The following is a 17702-nucleotide window of genomic DNA, read 5'->3' on the forward strand; positions in this document are numbered from 1 at the left end:
ATAACCCACCAGCTGGTGGGTTATTTTTTACCACGATTTTCGCAATGATGATAACTCTTGCCCTCTTGCAGCTCCCTCTTTGTTTCTGCATCTATAACAATGTACTTATGAAACTCTTCTGCTTCATTTTGAGAAAAGGAAGCAAAAAAATAAACTTGGCGATCAGGGTGAACAAAAAAATCTTGAAGTACCACGCTACTACGACAACCCACGGCTGCTTTTTTTCTGAAAGAAAATTCTTTATCCGGCACTTCTTTAAATAAAATCTTTTTTCGAACGCTATATGCTGCATTGTTGTATTCTTTATAGATTTTCTTATCTAACTGTTCGTAAAACACATCTTCACTCACAAATGATTTATTTCGATTGCTTGGATAATTTAATTTTTGATTGGATTCTGCATATGTTGTGGACAAGTGTATAAAAAAACAAAGACCGAATATAATACATATCATTTTTTTCATCATTACACCTCAAATGTTCATTTATCCACATTACTTTTCCACATATTTAAATCAATATGCCGTTTCCAATAAAAAGGAATTTTTCCCACATTTGTCGAAGTATATAGCGTCAACTTGAAAGATGGGGATGAATTGTGAAGAAATTGATTGTAATACGACATTGTTCAGCAACTGGACAAGAACGTGATGCCGAATTAACGATTGCAGGAAAAAATCAAGCAAACACTCTTGCTACATTCCTCTTAGAAAACCAATCACAAATAGATCATATTATTTCAAGCCCATTTGTGCGAGCTATCGATTCTATTCGGCCCTATGCGCTTCAAGCTAACTTGTCTATCCAAGAAGATGAACGATTAGCTGAACGCATATTAAGCGACGTTCCAATGGATGATTGGTTGCAAAAACTAGAATCTACTTTTACAAATATAGATATCGCCTTTTCAGGCGGAGAGTCAACAAAACAAGCGACGGATCGTGCTATATCACTTATCCAAGACGTTTTAAAGTTAAACCATACTACAACACTACTTGTTACACATGGCAACTTACTGACGCTCATTTTAAAGCACTTTGATCATACGATCGGCTTTATTGAATGGAGAGCTTTAACGAATCCTGATATTTACGAAATTACACTCGATAAACAATGTATCCTAAAACGATTATGGGAAGCACCGTCCAAGTAATATCTCTTTCCAACACATTCAGTTGACGCCACGAGAAGAAACTGTACTAACAATAGAAAGGGGTATCACTCCATATGTACGAAGATGTACTTGCTTTACTACATAAAACAAATGCTTCTTACGAAAAGTTTGAACACGAACCAGTACTCGATTATGAAACAGATCGTATCGTACGTGAAAGGCTTGGCTTACACGGCACTCCAAGTAAAAGCTTATTTTTAAAATCAAAGTCTGGAGATTATTACGTATTTTTTACGTTAGAGGGTACAAGGCTCAACCGAGGAGAGATGAAAGAAATAACAGGAGAAAGCTTATCTCTCTGTTCTCCTGATGAGCTAAGAGAAGAAACAGGCTGTACTCCAGGATGTGTAGCTCCTTTCGGTTATTCACAAAATGTAACGATTATTGTGGATAGTGCTATTTATGCTTACGATAAAATTTTAATTACACCTGGTGTACCTGAATTTACAATTGAATTATCCACAGAGGAATTAAAGAAAATCTTATTAACATGCCCAAATACTGTTTTAGAATATAAACAAAAAGAGAGCTAATGATTAGCTCTCTTTTTTCATTATTTTGCTTCTGCTGTTTTTTCTTTTGCAGAACGAACCTGCTCGTCCGCATGGTAAGAAGAACGCACAAGTGGGCCAGCTTCACAGTGGCTAAAGCCTTTGCTAAGTGCAATTTCTTTAAGCTCTGCAAATTCTGCTGGTGGGTAATATTTAAGAACTGGTAAATGCTTCTTAGATGGCTGTAGGTATTGTCCAAGAGTTAAAATATCCACATTGTTTGCACGTAAGTCATCCATCGCTTCAATTAAATCTTCTCTCGTTTCACCTAAGCCCACCATAATGCTCGATTTAGTTGGAATATCAGGCTGCATTTCTTTTGCTCGACGTAAAAACTCTAATGAACGATCATATTTTGCTCTAGCGCGAACTCGGTCAGATAATCGACGTACTGTTTCAATGTTATGGTTTAAAATATCTGGTTTTGCATCCATTAACATTTTTAAGTTTTCTTCTACTCCACCCATATCAGATGGTAATACTTCGATTGACGTAAATGGATTTTTACGACGTACAGCGCGTACTGTTTCAGCAAAAACAGCTGCTCCCCCGTCCTTTAAATCATCACGTGCAACCGCTGTTATAACAACGTGCTTTAAGCCCATTTGTACTACAGAATCTGCTACGCGTTCTGGCTCTTGTAAATCAAGCTCAGTTGGTAAGCCTGTTTTAACCGCACAAAAACGACAAGCACGTGTACAAACCGCACCTAAAATCATAAATGTTGCTGTTTTTCTTACAGCCCAGCATTCATGAATATTCGGACATTTTGCTTCCTCACAAACTGTATGAAGATTCTTAGAACGCATCATTTTCTTTAAGCCTGTATAGTTTTCATTCGTGTTTAACTTAATTTTCAACCATTCGGGCTTGCGCTTATATTCTGTTTGTTTTGTCATGGTTATCAACTCCGCACAATATGAAATAATTTACCGTGTTCGCTTCTTTCAATGTAACATATCTATTCTAACGTATGAAAGCGATTTGCTCAAATGAAGATTCTAAGATTTTTTCCAATCGTTCCCTATAATGAAATACTCCGTATATCCCACACTAAAAAGAGTGATGTTGTGAAAGGAGTCTATTTCATGCTTCGAAAAATTTCTCTTTTGCTTTCGATTTGCTTTCTTCTCCACCAAAATATCGCTTACGGTGAAGATAATCAGCAAAGCATATACGAAAAGCGCATGGCACTATATAAAGAAACCGAGCAATCTTCAGGCATTCCGTGGTATTACTTAGCTGCAATGGATCAATACGAAAGAAATATACGGAGCGTAAGAAAAGATATTCCGAAAAAACCAGATGCCATTATCTCCCTTTATTTCAAACCAGAAATATGGGCTGGTCCCGTTAATGGTAACGACACTCTCCCCCATACAATTTCTCTATTTGGCGGATTGGGTTTAGATGGTGACAAAGATGGATTTGCAAACGCAAATAACGACCGTGATCTTCTGCATACAGCAGCGACAATTTTAAAGAAACAAGGAACGTCCGAAGACCGTGTTCACATTATGCTTTGGGAATATTATAGACGTGCGAAAACAGTTGAATTAATTACCGAATACGCCCAAATTTATAAACATTACGGACGTATTAATTTAGAAGGAAATGCTTTCCCTCTTCCGATTCGTAGTGACCATAGCTACCGTAGTACTTTCGGTGCTGGAAGAAGTTTTGGGGGAAGGAGAGTTCATGAAGGAACTGATATTTTTGCAGGCTATGGTGTACCAGTAAGATCTACTTGCTATGGCATTATTGAAACAAAAGGCTGGAACCGTCTTGGCGGATGGCGCATCGGTATTCGCGACCTTCATAATAATTACCATTATTACGCTCATTTAGGCGGATTCTCAAAAGAAATACAGCTTGGACAAATTGTCGAACCAGGAAAAGTAATCGGATTTGTCGGTAGCACCGGTTACGGCCCTCCCGGCACAGCTGGAAAATTCCCGCCCCACCTACATTTCGGTATGTATAAGGACAATGGTTATACAGAATGGGCTTTCGATCCATACATGCATTTAAGTCTTTGGGAGCGAAAAGAACGCACGAATACAAAACGATAACCGTAGCATATTGCTACGGTTATTTTTTTAATTCGGCTAACTATCCGTTTTCTTTTTATCAGGTACAACAACACTCCCACTTCCATAATAAGTAGGCACTTCCCCTTGAACAATACGCGTTGCAATCGGAACATCTTGTTTTACCTTTATTTCTTTCGTATGAAATGGAATAATCACTTGCAACGTGACTTCCATCTCCATAATAATTTGAATCGCTGTCGTATTGATCCCGTGCGGTTCAATTTTTTGTTTAATATCCGTATTCACATGACCAATCGTCGTGAAATCAATTGGAATATCGGGACCTATATTTCCAAGAAGCGCATTATCCGTTACACGACCAAAAGGAACTGCCATCGTTGCTCCATTTTTTTCAGAAATACCTAGCCCCTTCAAATCACCTTGTTCTACTTGCTGTAAATATTTTTCTATGTATGTGGTCGTTGACGTTACGATTTCATTTACTTGCTTTGTATTTAAATTAATTGTGGATACTTTCCCGTTTTTATCATTTTGTACTTTCATTAATGAATCGACATCAAACCCTTCATTAATTCTATCTTTTACCGCCTTCGTCATAACCGCTGTCGCCATTTTATGCGTCTCTACTTCCCCATATTTAAGTAATGTCGGCTGAATGCTTTTATTCACAATCCATAATCCTTGCACGAGTAATATGACAAAAAGAATAAACGACATAAGCAGTATGTGCCGAAAGGAAATTGGTCCCCTTCGAAACCGCGAATTTTTCGAACGAAATATACTCATAAAAAAACCTCCTTCTTATATCATTTCTATGCAAGAAGGAGGGACGATATATGCTTATCTCATTTTTAATAATGCTTCTTTTCCGATTGTGCCTGCCGTAATACCTAATGCTTCGGCCTCAATCGTTACTGATTCTAGCGGCGCTTCAAGAAGTTGTTCAATCGTTCTTACACCAACCGCACGGCCAGCAATAATTCCTCGATCACCTAACTTCTCATTTAAAAGACCTACATCTAATGCACCGCACATAATATATCCTTTATCGCTCATTACAGCTAGCAAATTTGTCTTTGGAAGTTTGACGCTAACCGCAATAAACGTATAATTATCGATTATAATTGGCTCCACATTAACCATAGTTCACACTCCTCTCTTTCTTATCTGTATGACAAGAGAAAAATGAGTGTTACAAGTTAACTAGCCTATAGTTTGACGGAAGATGTATGAGTTATCAACACGTCTGTTAACACATCTCTGAGTAACTCTGGCATATAATATTGTTTGTCAGAAAGTGTGGATAGCTCTGGGTATAAGTATCCGAATGTAAACATATCAATCGTTCCTACCGTATATATACGATCTAATTCCAGCGATTCCCCGTTAATCAATACATCTTCCAGTAAAATTTTATTCCCAGGAATCATATCTGGAATGACTTCGACACCAGCGTAAATCATTTTCCCCATCACTTTTCCACGAAATCCGAATCCTTTTACCTCAAGGTTCTCCATATTCGGGCGACGTGCTTTCAAAATAACTTCTCTTAACGTTTTCCCCGGCACTTTTAATAAACATGGATTAATTGGATGTGGACAAATTCTGTGAATATCTCCGCGCGTCACAACACCTTCATTTAATCCCTCTAATAGCACACCAGCGTTCACCATTCCAATTTCTGCACCGCACCACGTTTTCAGCGCATTTGCTAACATGTGCGAAAATGCCGTCTCATGAAACCAATCGACTGGTAAAGATTCCTTTAAATGAACGACAGGCTCTGCCATAATCTGTTTACTTTCTTCCTGCAGCAATTCAATTGTGGATAACGTTTTGCTATAAGCACCTAAACGTTCTGTCTTAATCGCTCTACCGTCCTTTTTCAACAGCTTCTTCGTCTCTTTATCCACAGTAAGCTGAACGTGCCCAACGTAACGTCCCCACTTTTCACAACAACAAAGTAAAGTATTATTCATAAGAATGCCACGCTCAAATAAATGGTGCGTATGTGCACCTAAAATAACATCTATATCATAATGCTCTGCCATATACTCATCCATGCTTTTTCCAAGATGAGAAAGGACAACCGTAATATGAGCCTCATCTCGCACTTCTTCTAAAATAGACTCTAAATGGATAAGCGGATCTTCAATATGCCAATCGAGCATATGATAAAACTCTGGATACGCTACTGTTAATCCGATAAAAGCAATCGTAATTCCATCTGTCGTTGTATGTAATTTATAAGGCTTTGCCCACGCTGGACGTACCCCTTCTTTTTCAAATAAATTCGCGACGAGCACCTCAAATCCAGCAGCATCATATAGACGATTCAAATGCTCCTTCGCTAACGTAATTCCTTCATTATTTCCGATCGTTACATAATCATATAACGCCTCATTCAAAAGCTTCGTATTGCCAAGTCCATTCGTCGCTTCCGAAATACTATGAAAACGATCCACATGATCGCCGATATCAACCGTCAAAACGGTCTCCCCCGCTTCCTGTCTTCGCTTTTTCTCCCCTTGTACAAACCGAGAAATTTGCGGCCAATTTTCAAAATGACTATGTATATCGTTTGTATGATAAAGGTGGATGATTGTTTCTTTATTTATATTCAGAGAAAAAACCTCCTCTCAGTTCCTTACTGCCATTTACGCTACACGTACGCAATAATCCTGTAAATACTTTTCGTCTTTTCTTGCTATTTTACATTGTACTCGCATTATAAGAAAAAGCAAAAGATTGTCCTTTTTGATAAGAAAACTTTTTCTAGTGTGTGGAAGGGTTTTAGATGATTGAACGGGGGATTTGTTGGGGTTCCGGGGATTTGTCAAAAAGTTTAACAGAGAGTTCGGTAGGTGGGCTTCAATTGCATTTTCCAATAGATTGTCAGTGGATTTGTCAGTATCTTTGCTTTACTTCCAGTCGGTCTCTTTTCCTACAACATGTTGTGGGGTATATACGGAATTTCTTTTGTCTTACTTTGTCGATAAGTCGATATCCCTTGTCGAATCGTCGATATATTGCAATAATCGCTGATATATTACGAGTTGTGGTCGATATATTTGAATAATCGCTAATATATTCAGCTGAATACCAACCTGGGTATACCAGACTGACCTAAACTGAATCGACCCCAGCACAACATAAGAAAGCGCCCTGCTGTGCAGGGCGCTTTCTTCATACATATATTAACCAATAGAACCTTCCATCTCAAACTTGATTAGGCGGTTCATTTCAACTGCGTATTCCATTGGAAGTTCGCGAGTGAATGGCTCGATGAAGCCCATTACGATCATTTCTGTAGCTTCTTGCTCAGAAATACCGCGGCTCATTAGGTAGAATAATTGTTCTTCTGATACTTTCGATACTTTCGCTTCGTGTTCAAGTGAAACGTAATCGTTTTTGATTTCGTTGTAAGGAATTGTATCAGATGTAGATTGGTTATCCATGATTAACGTGTCACACTCGATGTTAGAGCGAGAGTTTTTCGCTTTTGGTCCGAATTGTACGATACCACGGTAAGTTACTTTACCACCATGCTTCGCAATCGATTTAGAAACGATTGTTGAAGACGTGTTTGGTGCTAAGTGAATCATTTTCGCACCAGCATCTTGATGTTGGCCTTTACCAGCAATCGCGATAGATAATGTTAAACCACGAGCGCCTTCGCCTTTTAAGATAACTGCTGGGTATTTCATCGTTAATTTAGATCCGATGTTACCGTCAATCCATTCCATCGTTGCGTTTTCTTCACAAACCGCACGTTTTGTAACTAGGTTGTATACGTTGTTCGCCCAGTTTTGGATTGTTGTATAACGGCAATATGCATCTTTCTTAATGATGATCTCTACTACCGCACTGTGAAGTGAGTTAGTCGTGTAAACAGGTGCTGTACAACCTTCTACGTAGTGTACGTGTGCGCCTTCGTCTACGATGATAAGCGTACGCTCGAATTGTCCCATATTTTCAGAGTTAATACGGAAGTACGCTTGAAGTGGTGTATCCACTTTAATACCTTTTGGAACGTAGATGAATGATCCACCAGACCAAACTGCAGAGTTTAATGCAGAGAATTTGTTGTCTGTTGGTGGGATTACTTTTCCGAAATGCTCACGGAAAATATCTTCGTTCTCTTTTAATGCGCTATCTGTATCTTTGAAGACGATTCCTAGAGCTTCTAGGTCTTCTTTCATGTTGTGGTATACAACTTCAGATTCATACTGTGCAGATACACCAGCTAGATATTTTTGCTCAGCTTCAGGAATACCTAATTTATCAAATGTCGCTTTAATTTCCTCAGGTACTTCATCCCAAGACTTCTCAGATTTCTCAGATGGTTTTACGTAGTACGTAATTTCATCGAAATCTAAGTCGTTTAAGTCGCCGCCCCATTGTGGCATTGGCATTTCATAGAACTTATCCAGTGATTTTAAACGGAAGTCTAACATCCACTGTGGTTCTTCTTTCATACGTGAAATCTCTTCAACGATTTCTTTTGTTAAACCGCGTCCAGCACGGAAAATCGAAACGTCTTTGTCTTTGAAACCATATTTATAATCGCCGATATCTGGCAGTTGCTTCGCCATGTTGGTGTGTCCCTCCTTAGATAACCTCGTTTTTAGGAACCTTTAACATTACTTATCTTCGTTTAAGCCCTTTTCTAACGCTTTCCACGCTAATGTTGCACATTTAATACGTGCAGGGAACTTGCATACGCCTTGTAATGCTTCAATATCTCCTAAATCAATGCTGTCATCGTACTCTTTTCCTAGCATCATGTCAGAGAAAATTTTAGAAAGCTGAAGTGCCTCTTCAATTTTCTTACCTTTTACTGCTTGTGTCATCATCGAAGCTGAAGACATTGAGATAGAACACCCTTCTCCTTCAAACTTCGCCTCTTGTACAATACCTTCTTCTACTTTCATCGTAAGTTGAATACGATCCCCGCAAGTTGGATTGTTCAAGTTAACAGTAACACTATCTTCTAACACGCCATTGTTACGAGGATTCTTATAATGATCCATAATAACTTGACGGTATAACGTATCTAAATTATTAAATGACATTTGTGAAATACTCCTTTGTCTTGATTAGTGATTCAACAAATGTATCAATTTCTTCTTTTGTATTATATAAATAGAAGCTCGCACGTGCTGTAGAAGAAGCTTTCAGCCACTTCATAAGCGGTTGTGCACAGTGGTGTCCTGCGCGAACCGCAATGCCTTCTACATCTAATACAGTTGCTACATCATGAGGATGTACGTCTTCAATATTAAATGTAACAAGACCAGCGCGATGCTTTGGACCATAAATTGTAACGCCATCTACTTCTGATAGTCTTTCTAAAGCATATTGCGCTAATTCATGTTCATGCTTTTCAATATTATGAAGACCGATTTCTTCTAGGAAATCAATTGCCGCACCAAGTCCGATTGCATTACCGATAATCGGTGTACCTGCTTCAAACTTCCACGGAAGCTCTTTCCAAGTAGATTCTTGTAAATCTACGAAATCAATCATTTCGCCGCCAAATTCAATTGGCTCCATATTGTTCAGCAATTCTTTTTTACCATATAATACGCCGATACCTGTAGGTCCGCACATCTTATGAGCAGATAATGCGTAGAAATCACAGTTTAAATCTTGTACATCCACTTTCATATGAGGTGCACTTTGTGCTCCATCAACGATCATGATTGCACCGTTTTCATGTGCGATTGCTCCGATTTCTTTTACAGGGTTAATCGTTCCAAGTACGTTTGATACTTGCATAATAGAAACGATTTTTGTATTCGGTGTAACTGTTTGACGAACATCTTCTAAAGAAATTGTACCGTCTGGTTGAAGCGGAAGGTATTTTAAAGTTGCACCAGTTTTCTTCGCAACTTGTTGCCACGGAATGATGTTACTATGGTGCTCCATGTAAGAAATAACGATTTCATCGCCTTCTTTTACATTTTCAAGACCATAGCTAGCCGCTACTGTATTTAATGCAGTTGTCGTTCCGCGCGTGAAAATAATCTCTTCCATTGATTTCGCGTTAATAAACTTGCGAACTTTCTCGCGTGCACCTTCATACGCGTCGGTAGCTTTCGTACCGAGCGTATGAACACCGCGATGCACGTTAGAATTATATTCTTTATAGTAACGTTCTAACGTTTCAATGACTTGAATTGGTTTTTGAGAAGTTGCTGCACTATCGAAATATACAAGTTGTTTGCCGTTCACTTTTTGATCAAGAATTGGAAACTGTTTGCGTATTTCATGAATATTCATTAGCGAACTTTCCTTTCAATTACCTCAACAAGCTGTGCCTTTACTCCTTCAATTGGAAGCTCATTTACTACAGGTGCTAAGAATCCATGGATGACTAAACGTTCTGCTTCGCGTTTTGGAATACCACGGCTCATCAAGTAGTATAATTGGTACGGATCTACGCGGCCTACTGAAGCTGCGTGACCTGCCATTACATCATCTTCGTCGATTAAAAGAATTGGGTTTGCATCACCGCGAGCTTTTTCATCTAACATAAGAACGCGAGAAGATTGTTGTGCATTTGATTTAGATGCACCGTGTTCAATCTTACCAATTCCGTTAAAGATAGATGTTGCACTATCTTTTTGTACACCGTGTTTTAAAATCCAACCTTCAGAGTGTTTACCGAAGTGAACAACTTTAGTTGTAAAGTTTTGTGTTTGGTTACCACGACCAATTGTTACTGTTTTCGTATCAGCATATGATCCGTCGCCCATTAAATTCGTAACGTTCTCTGAAATTGTGTTTCCGTCATTCATAAGGCCTAGAGCCCAATCAATGCGGCCGTCGCGTCCAACAACACCGCGGCGGTTAACGTAAGTTGTTACGTCTTTTGCTAATAGATCAACCGCACCAAATTTCACTTGTGCGCCTTGTTCCACGATTACTTCTGCTACGATATTTGCAATACCTTTAGCATTTTCATTTGCAACGTAGTTTTCTACATAAGTTGCAGTACTGTTCGCATCAGCTACGAATAATACGTGGTTATATACGTTAGCTTCTTCGCCGTCTACTAAGAATACAGCTTGAAGTGGAGTTTCAAGAACAACGTTTTTCGGAACATATACAAATGCACCGCCGTTGATTAATGCAGCATGAAGTGCAGTTAAACGATGCTCGTCTACCTTCACGCCGTCTTTCATTAAATACTTTTGTAATAGTTCAGCATGCTCTGTTGCAGCTGTTACGATGTCTGTAAAAATAACACCTTTTTCTTTTGCTTCGTCTGCTAAAGAAACGAATGCAGTTGTACCAGTACGTTGTACTAATACGCTGTTATTTTCATCGATTAAGTTTTTCACTGCTTCTGGAAGCTCTGTTAAAGAACTTACAGGCTCTTGCTTAGCAGCGTCGCCTTTTCCGATAAAGTCCCATTTTTCAATTTTCGTTTTATCAGGCGTTGGCATTGGAAGTTCAGTTGCTTGTGCAAGAGCTTGTAAGCGGAACTCAGTCAACCAAGCAGCTTCGTTTACTTCGCTTGCGCGCTGACGGATTGTTTCTTGATCGAAAGGTAATGTACCGATTGTCATGTTTATGCTCCTCTCTTACGCTTCTTGCTCTGCTGTTTCGTCTTCAATACCTAATTCTTTTTTAATCCAGTCGTAACCTTCAGCTTCTAGACGTTGTGCAAGCTCAGGGCCACCAGATTTAACGATACGACCGTTCATCATAACGTGAACGAAGTCTGGAGTGATGTAGTTTAATAAACGTTGGTAATGCGTAATCATTAGGCAACCGAAATCTTCGCCGCGCATTTGGTTAATACCTTTAGATACAACTTTTAATGCATCGATATCAAGACCTGAGTCGATTTCATCTAAGATTGCGATTTTTGGCTCAATCATCATTAATTGAAGAATTTCGTTACGTTTTTTCTCTCCACCAGAGAAACCTTCGTTTAAGTAACGTTGTGCCATTTCTGGATCCATTTCTAGGAATTCCATGTTTTTATCTAAAGTACGGATAAATTTCATAAGAGAAATTTCATCGCCTTCTTCACGACGTGCGTTAATTGCAGAACGTAAGAAGTCAGCGTTTGTTACTCCGCTAATTTCACTTGGATATTGCATTGCTAGAAATAGACCTGCTTGTGCTCGCTCATCTACTTCCATTTCTAATACATCTTCACCGTCGATGATGATGCTACCTTCTGTTACTTCATATTTTGGGTGACCCATAATTGCAGAAGATAAAGTTGATTTACCTGTTCCGTTAGGTCCCATAATTGCGTGGATTTCTCCACCTTTTACTTCAAGGTTTACACCTTTTAAAATTTCTTTACCGTCGATTGATACGTGTAAGTCTTTAACCGTTAATGTAGAACCAGCCATCTCAATACCTCCATTAATCCTCTATATACATTTTAAAAATTCCTAAAACGTTCATATTCTCATTTTATTCTCATTCTAATTTTATATCAAATAAAATGATATCGCAAACGACGAAAAAAAGTAACAATTTTTTCACAAATGTATATAAGTATTTCCCTTGCATCTTTATATGATACACCTTTCTTCTTATTTATATAAAGAAAAAAGGACTGGTAATTTTCCAGTCCTTCCCTTATATTTATTCACTTACCGGAAGTACAGCACCTTTATATTCTTTATTAATAAAATCTTGAATTTCTTTTGAATGCAGTACTTCTACTAGTTCTTTAATTTCTTTTTTCTTCTCGTCACCTTTACGAACTGCAATAATATTTGCATACGGAGAGTCTGATCCTTCAATCGCAATTGCATCCTTTGTTGGATTTAATTTCGCATCAATTGCGTAGTTTGAATTAATGAATAAAGCATCACCTTCATTATTTTCATATAGCTTCGGTGAAAGTCCCGGTTCTACATCTGTTTTAAACTTTAAGTTTTTCGGATTTTCTACAACATCTTTTACTGTTGCTTTAACAACATCTACACCGTCTTTTAATTTAATAACGCCACCTTTTTGTAACAATGCGAGCATACGGCCACGCTCCGCTACGTTATTACTCATAATAACTGTTCCGCCATCTGGCAATTCTTTTAAACTTTTATACTTCTTAGAATAAATGCCCATTGGCTCTAAATGGATTTTTCCTGCGTTTACAATTTTATATCCCTTTTCTTGAATTTCTTTATCTAAGTAAGGAATGTGTTGGAAGTAGTTCGCATCAATTTCCTTATCCGCTAACGCTTTATTCGGCAAAACATAATCCTGGAACTTTTTAATCTCTAATTTAATGCCCTTTTTCTCTAGTATCGGCTGTGCCTTTTCTAAAATAACAGCATGTGGCACGTTAGAAGCTCCCACAACAAGCTTATTCTCTTCTTCCCCTCCGCAAGCAGCTAATGTAAATACAGACAGTGCTGTAACAACTGACAATAGAATCTTTTTCATATGATGTCCCCTTCTCCCCTATAGTTATGTAGTTATAAAAAAGGCTGGCATACACCAGCTCTTTTCAGCAATTATTCTTTTACAGGAACAACCGCTCCTTTATATTCTTTATTAATAAAGTCTTCGATTTCTTTAGAATGCAATACTTCTACAAGCTCTTTAATCCCTTTTTTATCTTTATCACCTTTACGAACCACTAATACGTTTGTGTATGGAGAATCATCACCTTCAATTGCAATTGCATCTTTTTCTGGATTTAATTTCGCATCAATTGCATAGTTCGAGTTAATTAAAACAGCGTTGCCTTCTTTATTGTTATACACTTGTGGTAACAAACAGGCTCGATATCCGTTTTGAACTTTAAGTTTTTCGGATTATCTGCAATATCTTTTGGAGTTGCACTAACTGGATCTACTCCGTCTTTAATTTTTAAAATGCCTTCTTTTTGTAAAATTGCTAAACCACGTCCATGGTCAGTAACGGAATTACTCATAATAATTGTCGCCCCGTCTGGAAGTTCTTTTAAACTCTTATATTTTTGAGAATATACACCAATTGGTTCCAAGTGAATTTTCCCTGCTATTTCAAAATCATATTTTTTATCTTTCATTTCTTTTTCTAAATACGGAATATGCTGGAAGTAGTTTGCATCTAAATCCTTATCCGCTAACGATTTATTTGGTAACACGTAATCTTGGAACTTTTTCACTTCTAATTCAATTCCTTTTTTCTCAAGTAACGGTTTTGCCTTTTCTAAAATTTCAGCGTGCGGCACGTTAGAAGCCCCCACAACTAGTTTCTTTTCATCTTTATCTTTCCCGCCACAAGCAGCTAACCCAAAAATAGAAGTTGAAATAAGTGCTGTAAGTAATAATTTTTTCATTTGAAACATCCTCCTGTTTTTTTATTATCGTTTATCTATTCGAGTCGTTACACTATCACCAATCCACTGAATGAAAAATACCACTAGTAATACACAAATTGTCGCAACGATTGTTACATCGTTATTTCCTCGCTGGAATCCTTCTAAATAAGCAAGTGTTCCAAGGCCACCAGCACCAACAACCCCCGCCATTGCTGTATAGCCTACTAAAGCGATTGTTGTAACCGTAATACCAGATACTAATGCTGGTAACGATTCTGGAATTAATACTTTCAAAATAATAGTGCTTGTTTTTGCTCCCATTGCTTTTGAAGCTTCAATTACACCTTTATCAATTTCGCGAAGTGCAATTTCAACCATTCTCGCGTAAAACGGTGCCGCTCCAATAATTAAAGCTGGCAGTGCTGCACTCGCTCCAAGAATTGTTCCAAGCAGAATCTTTGTGAATGGGATTAATAAAATGATTAAAATGATGAATGGTATCGAGCGGAAAATGTTTACGAACGCTCCAATCGCCGTGTTAACCGATTTGTTTTCCCATAAATTATCTTTCGCTGTCATAAAGAGTAACAATCCTAAAATTAGTCCTAAAACAAATGTGGCAAGAGCTGCGATTGCCGTCATATATAACGTTTCACCAGTTGCTTCTAACATTTGATTCCAATCAATATTTGTGAGTAACTTATCCATGTGCAATCACCTCCAGCTCTACTTGATCTTGATGTATTCCCTCTATTGCTTGCTGAATCGCTGTTTCCTCACCATTTAAATGAATAACTAAACTACCGTAAGAGCCGTTATTTGTTTGGGCGATGTTTCCTTGCAAAATGCTAACTTCTATATCACTGCGTTGCATTAATCTTTGAAGTACTGGTCTTTCTACAGCTTCACCGATAAACTGCAAACGAACTACTTTACCATCTGGATACTTTTCAATTAAAATTTCAATCGTTTCATTTGTATCTTCAGAATCCGTTAACTGCTGTACAAATCGCTTTGTAATGTCTTTCTGCGGATTGCGGAATACATCAAGTACTGGACCCGTTTCTACAATCTTCCCTTTCTCCATTACCGCCACTCGATTACAAATCTTTCGAATCACGTGCATCTCGTGTGTAATGAGTACAATTGTTAAACCGAGACGCTTATTAATATCTAATAATAAATCTAAAATTTGATCTGTCGTTTCTGGATCAAGAGCTGATGTCGCTTCATCACATAAAAGCACTTGTGGATTGTTAGCTAATGCTCTTGCAATACCAACGCGTTGCTTTTGTCCTCCGCTCAGCTGAGATGGATACGCGTCCCCTCTTCCTTCTAATCCAACAAGATGAATTAACTCATCCACTCGTTTTCTTCTCTTCGCCTTATCAACACCTGCAATTTCAAGTGGGAACTCGATATTTTCGCGTACAGTTCGTGACCAAAGTAAGTTGAAGTGCTGAAAAATCATTCCGATTTCTTGCCTTGCCTTACGAAGTTCACTCCCTGTAATTGCTGAAATCACACGATTTGCAATTGTAATTTGGCCAGAAGTTGGTTTCTCTAACTGATTGAATAATCTGATTAAAGAACTTTTCCCAGCGCCACTATATCCGATTACACCAAATATTTCACCTTTGTCTATTTTTAAATTGGCATTATCTACAGCAGTGACATCACCGCTTTTTGCTTTATATATTTTCTTTACATTTTCTAACAAGATCATGATGTTCACCCCTTTTTTTGTTTAAAAAGCGTAAGCGGCTCGTTTAGAACAAGAGGACGCCCGAATCCCTGACGTAGAGGCGCTTTTTGCCTCATAGGAAGGGATGAAACGACCGACTGTTCTAGCCGCTGAAGCTAGATTTTTGGTCGACTCCGCAATTTTTTATTTTTAATGCGTGTAGTCCACCGTTATCACTACTTTTATTGTTTGAATGTCCTCCACATTCAAACAATAAAAAAACCTTTCCGCTTTAGAGAAGCAGAAAGGTTTATATGCGTATATAACAACATTATCCCTCTCTCTCATCTCTCAAAGCATTTGCTTTGCAGGAATTGGCACCATTTCAACATAAGTTGACGGTTGCCGGGCTTCACAGGGCACAGTCCCTCCACCTCTCTTGATAAGAGAAATCAGATTACATTTTCGTCTGATTTGTAATTTATGAAATTGTCTATATTTTATGAATTGAATTGTATCAATATCCACACACCATGTCAACAGAAATTTTCGTAAAAAATGAAACTTCAGAATTTTAAGCACCTACTGACATCGGTTTACATATATGGAACATCGATTCAACTAATAGCATCGTTCGATACGTTCCCGAATATTGTACACGTCCATCGTTCATTAGCATTTGCAATCGTACATTTCCGTTCACCAATTGTTTTACATCTTCCTCATCTACACAAACGATTTGCTCCGTTCCTCTTTCCTCATGTAGCAGCTCTATATAATCTCTCGAAATTTGTAACGAACAACTTTCATCTCCAAAGCGGAAATTAACAGTTTTTTCTCCTTGTCTTAAAAGCGGCTCTAAATGATATTGACCATTAGCGTAATTTACAAATGATTGCAGCAAAGAATATAATTTCACCCTAAATCACATCCTTCATATCACTTTCTATTACACATACCATTCCCTCTCACTAAAGAGCAATCCTGTTACTTTCGCTCGACAAATACTGTAACCACCCTGCATCTCGACATATTTCCCGAGAAATATGTCGAGGCGGCAAAAACTTTGCCGCCTACTTTAATTCCGTATATAAATATTCAACCGAATGAAATGCATATATCTTCTTCATGAGTGTCCCATTTTCAAAAACAAGTAAACACGGTACACTTTCGATTCCATACTCTTTCGCTAAATGCGGAGCATAATTTAAATCTAACATTCCAATTTGGAGGTCTTCAATTGTCATCTCAACAACTGTTAACATCTTTTTTGCTAATTGGCATGTTCCACACATTGGAGTATATACATATAACACTGTTTTTTCTTCGTTCTCTATTAGGGCTGTAGCTTCGGCTCCTGTCCAATCAATCACTTCTATCATTCCTTACCGTAAATATTCTGTATAAACGTCAATGTCAGCTCCCCATAATACATTTGCTAAGTGTGAAGATGGCGCAGTTGCCACTTCTCGGTACGAGCGATCAATGTAAATATGCTCTGCTTGCGGAAATTCTTTTCGAAATTGCTTCCTTAACTTTTCTCCAGCATCATCAGCATCCACTAGTACATACACTTCCTTATCAAAAAACTGATCAATGAGCTCATCCATTTTCGATAAACCAATTGTACCATTTGTACAAACAATTTCCACCGGTTCACGAATAATAGATTCAATCTTTCTTCTATCTGATTTACCTTCTACAATAATGACTTTTTCTACATAAATCATATGTCATCACCCGATCACCATATACTATACAACCTTTAACTTAGTATATAGTATATTCGTTATTTTCATGTTGTTTCCTGTTTATTTTTGCAAAAGAAAAGCGGAAGCGGCTTGCTCAGAACAAGAGGACATTGGAACTCCTGAACTAGAGGCGCTTTTTGCCTCAAGTGAAGGAGTGAAATGACCGACTGTTCTAGCCGCTGGAGCTGGATCATAAAGAA

Annotated in this window: 19 protein-coding genes, 1 pseudogene and 1 riboswitch; of the genes and pseudogenes, 3 read left to right on the forward strand and 17 right to left on the reverse strand. The window is 38.0% G+C overall.

Annotated features, from left to right (window positions below; genetic code table 11):
• Positions 1-20: 20 nt before the first annotated feature.
• On the reverse strand, positions 21-464 hold the full coding sequence (locus GFJ36_RS25535; protein ID WP_088064728.1) for a hypothetical protein: 444 nt from the start codon (positions 462-464) through the stop codon (positions 21-23).
• Between the two features lie 134 nt (positions 465-598).
• On the opposite strand from GFJ36_RS25535, the gene GFJ36_RS25540 reads away from it, so the two are divergent.
• Together GFJ36_RS25540 and GFJ36_RS25545 are read left to right on the forward strand one after the other, a co-directional pair.
• Positions 599-1153, forward strand: coding sequence for a histidine phosphatase family protein (locus GFJ36_RS25540; RefSeq protein ID WP_088080791.1), 555 nt, complete (start codon positions 599-601; stop codon positions 1151-1153).
• A gap of 74 nt (positions 1154-1227) precedes the next feature.
• Positions 1228-1707, forward strand: a complete 480-nt coding sequence (locus GFJ36_RS25545; protein WP_048542306.1) for a YbaK/EbsC family protein — start codon at positions 1228-1230, stop codon at positions 1705-1707.
• Between the two features lie 20 nt (positions 1708-1727).
• Here GFJ36_RS25545 and lipA read toward each other — a convergent pair whose 3' ends face one another.
• The gene (gene lipA / locus GFJ36_RS25550) at positions 1728-2624 is read right to left on the reverse strand and encodes a lipoyl synthase (protein ID WP_000166369.1); all 897 of its coding nucleotides are present in this window, start codon (positions 2622-2624) and stop codon (positions 1728-1730) included.
• A 189-nt stretch (positions 2625-2813) separates the two neighbouring features.
• Here lipA and GFJ36_RS25555 point away from each other — a divergent pair, with 189 nt between their 5' ends.
• A complete protein-coding gene (locus GFJ36_RS25555) occupies positions 2814-3797 on the forward strand; it encodes a M23 family metallopeptidase (RefSeq protein ID WP_000944677.1) in 984 nt (327 codons plus the stop codon).
• Positions 3798-3833: 36 nt separating this feature from the next.
• Here the strand turns inward: GFJ36_RS25555 and yunB are convergent, their stop codons facing one another.
• The 15 genes and pseudogenes from yunB to GFJ36_RS25630 form a co-directional block, all read right to left on the reverse strand.
• The gene (yunB, locus tag GFJ36_RS25560) at positions 3834-4565 is read right to left on the reverse strand and encodes a sporulation protein YunB (protein ID WP_046954393.1); all 732 of its coding nucleotides are present in this window, start codon (positions 4563-4565) and stop codon (positions 3834-3836) included.
• A 54-nt stretch (positions 4566-4619) separates the two neighbouring features.
• The gene (locus tag GFJ36_RS25565; protein WP_000248463.1) at positions 4620-4922 is read right to left on the reverse strand and encodes a YunC family protein; all 303 of its coding nucleotides are present in this window, start codon (positions 4920-4922) and stop codon (positions 4620-4622) included.
• Positions 4923-4987: 65 nt separating this feature from the next.
• Positions 4988-6403 (reverse strand): bifunctional metallophosphatase/5'-nucleotidase, encoded by a 1416-nt coding sequence (locus tag GFJ36_RS25570; protein WP_206773191.1) that lies wholly within the window; start codon positions 6401-6403, stop codon positions 4988-4990.
• A gap of 573 nt (positions 6404-6976) precedes the next feature.
• Complete coding sequence (sufB, locus tag GFJ36_RS25575) at positions 6977-8374, reverse strand: Fe-S cluster assembly protein SufB (protein ID WP_001118829.1); 1398 nt, start codon at positions 8372-8374, stop codon at positions 6977-6979.
• Between the two features lie 48 nt (positions 8375-8422).
• Complete coding sequence (gene sufU / locus GFJ36_RS25580; RefSeq protein ID WP_000009525.1) at positions 8423-8854, reverse strand: Fe-S cluster assembly sulfur transfer protein SufU; 432 nt, start codon at positions 8852-8854, stop codon at positions 8423-8425.
• Positions 8844-10064, reverse strand: coding sequence for a cysteine desulfurase SufS (gene sufS, locus GFJ36_RS25585; RefSeq protein ID WP_001020765.1), 1221 nt, complete (start codon positions 10062-10064; stop codon positions 8844-8846). Before sufS ends, sufU begins: the two co-directional genes overlap by 11 nt.
• Positions 10064-11356 carry a Fe-S cluster assembly protein SufD gene (sufD, locus tag GFJ36_RS25590; protein ID WP_000152177.1) on the reverse strand — a complete coding sequence of 431 codons (1293 nt, stop codon included), beginning with the start codon at positions 11354-11356 and terminating at the stop codon, positions 10064-10066. Before sufD ends, sufS begins: the two co-directional genes overlap by 1 nt.
• 15 nt (positions 11357-11371) lie before the next feature.
• The gene (gene sufC / locus GFJ36_RS25595) at positions 11372-12157 is read right to left on the reverse strand and encodes a Fe-S cluster assembly ATPase SufC (RefSeq protein WP_000929161.1); all 786 of its coding nucleotides are present in this window, start codon (positions 12155-12157) and stop codon (positions 11372-11374) included.
• A gap of 238 nt (positions 12158-12395) precedes the next feature.
• Complete coding sequence (gene metQ, locus GFJ36_RS25600) at positions 12396-13202, reverse strand: methionine ABC transporter substrate-binding lipoprotein MetQ (protein WP_097907384.1); 807 nt, start codon at positions 13200-13202, stop codon at positions 12396-12398.
• Positions 13203-13273: 71 nt separating this feature from the next.
• Positions 13274-14085 (reverse strand): annotated as a pseudogene (metQ, locus tag GFJ36_RS25605) (methionine ABC transporter substrate-binding lipoprotein MetQ).
• A 24-nt stretch (positions 14086-14109) separates the two neighbouring features.
• Positions 14110-14775, reverse strand: a complete 666-nt coding sequence (locus GFJ36_RS25610) for a methionine ABC transporter permease (RefSeq protein ID WP_000359548.1) — start codon at positions 14773-14775, stop codon at positions 14110-14112.
• Positions 14768-15793 (reverse strand): methionine ABC transporter ATP-binding protein, encoded by a 1026-nt coding sequence (locus tag GFJ36_RS25615; RefSeq protein WP_157349779.1) that lies wholly within the window; start codon positions 15791-15793, stop codon positions 14768-14770. Before GFJ36_RS25615 ends, GFJ36_RS25610 begins: the two co-directional genes overlap by 8 nt.
• Positions 15794-16092: 299 nt before the next feature.
• A riboswitch (SAM riboswitch) is annotated at positions 16093-16200 on the reverse strand.
• A 125-nt stretch (positions 16201-16325) separates the two neighbouring features.
• Positions 16326-16670: a hypothetical protein gene (locus GFJ36_RS25620; RefSeq protein WP_000781217.1), complete on the reverse strand. Its 345-nt coding sequence runs from the start codon at positions 16668-16670 to the stop codon at positions 16326-16328.
• Between the two features lie 154 nt (positions 16671-16824).
• Entirely contained in the window at positions 16825-17133 is a 309-nt protein-coding gene (locus tag GFJ36_RS25625) for a thioredoxin family protein (RefSeq protein ID WP_076541789.1), read from the reverse strand.
• Between the two features lie 3 nt (positions 17134-17136).
• On the reverse strand, positions 17137-17481 hold the full coding sequence (locus GFJ36_RS25630) for a toprim domain-containing protein (protein ID WP_000640866.1): 345 nt from the start codon (positions 17479-17481) through the stop codon (positions 17137-17139).
• Positions 17482-17702 lie beyond the last annotated feature (221 nt).

The organism is Bacillus sp. EE-W1, from assembly GCF_009760835.1.
Taxonomy (GTDB): domain Bacteria; phylum Bacillota; class Bacilli; order Bacillales; family Bacillaceae_G; genus Bacillus_A; species Bacillus_A wiedmannii.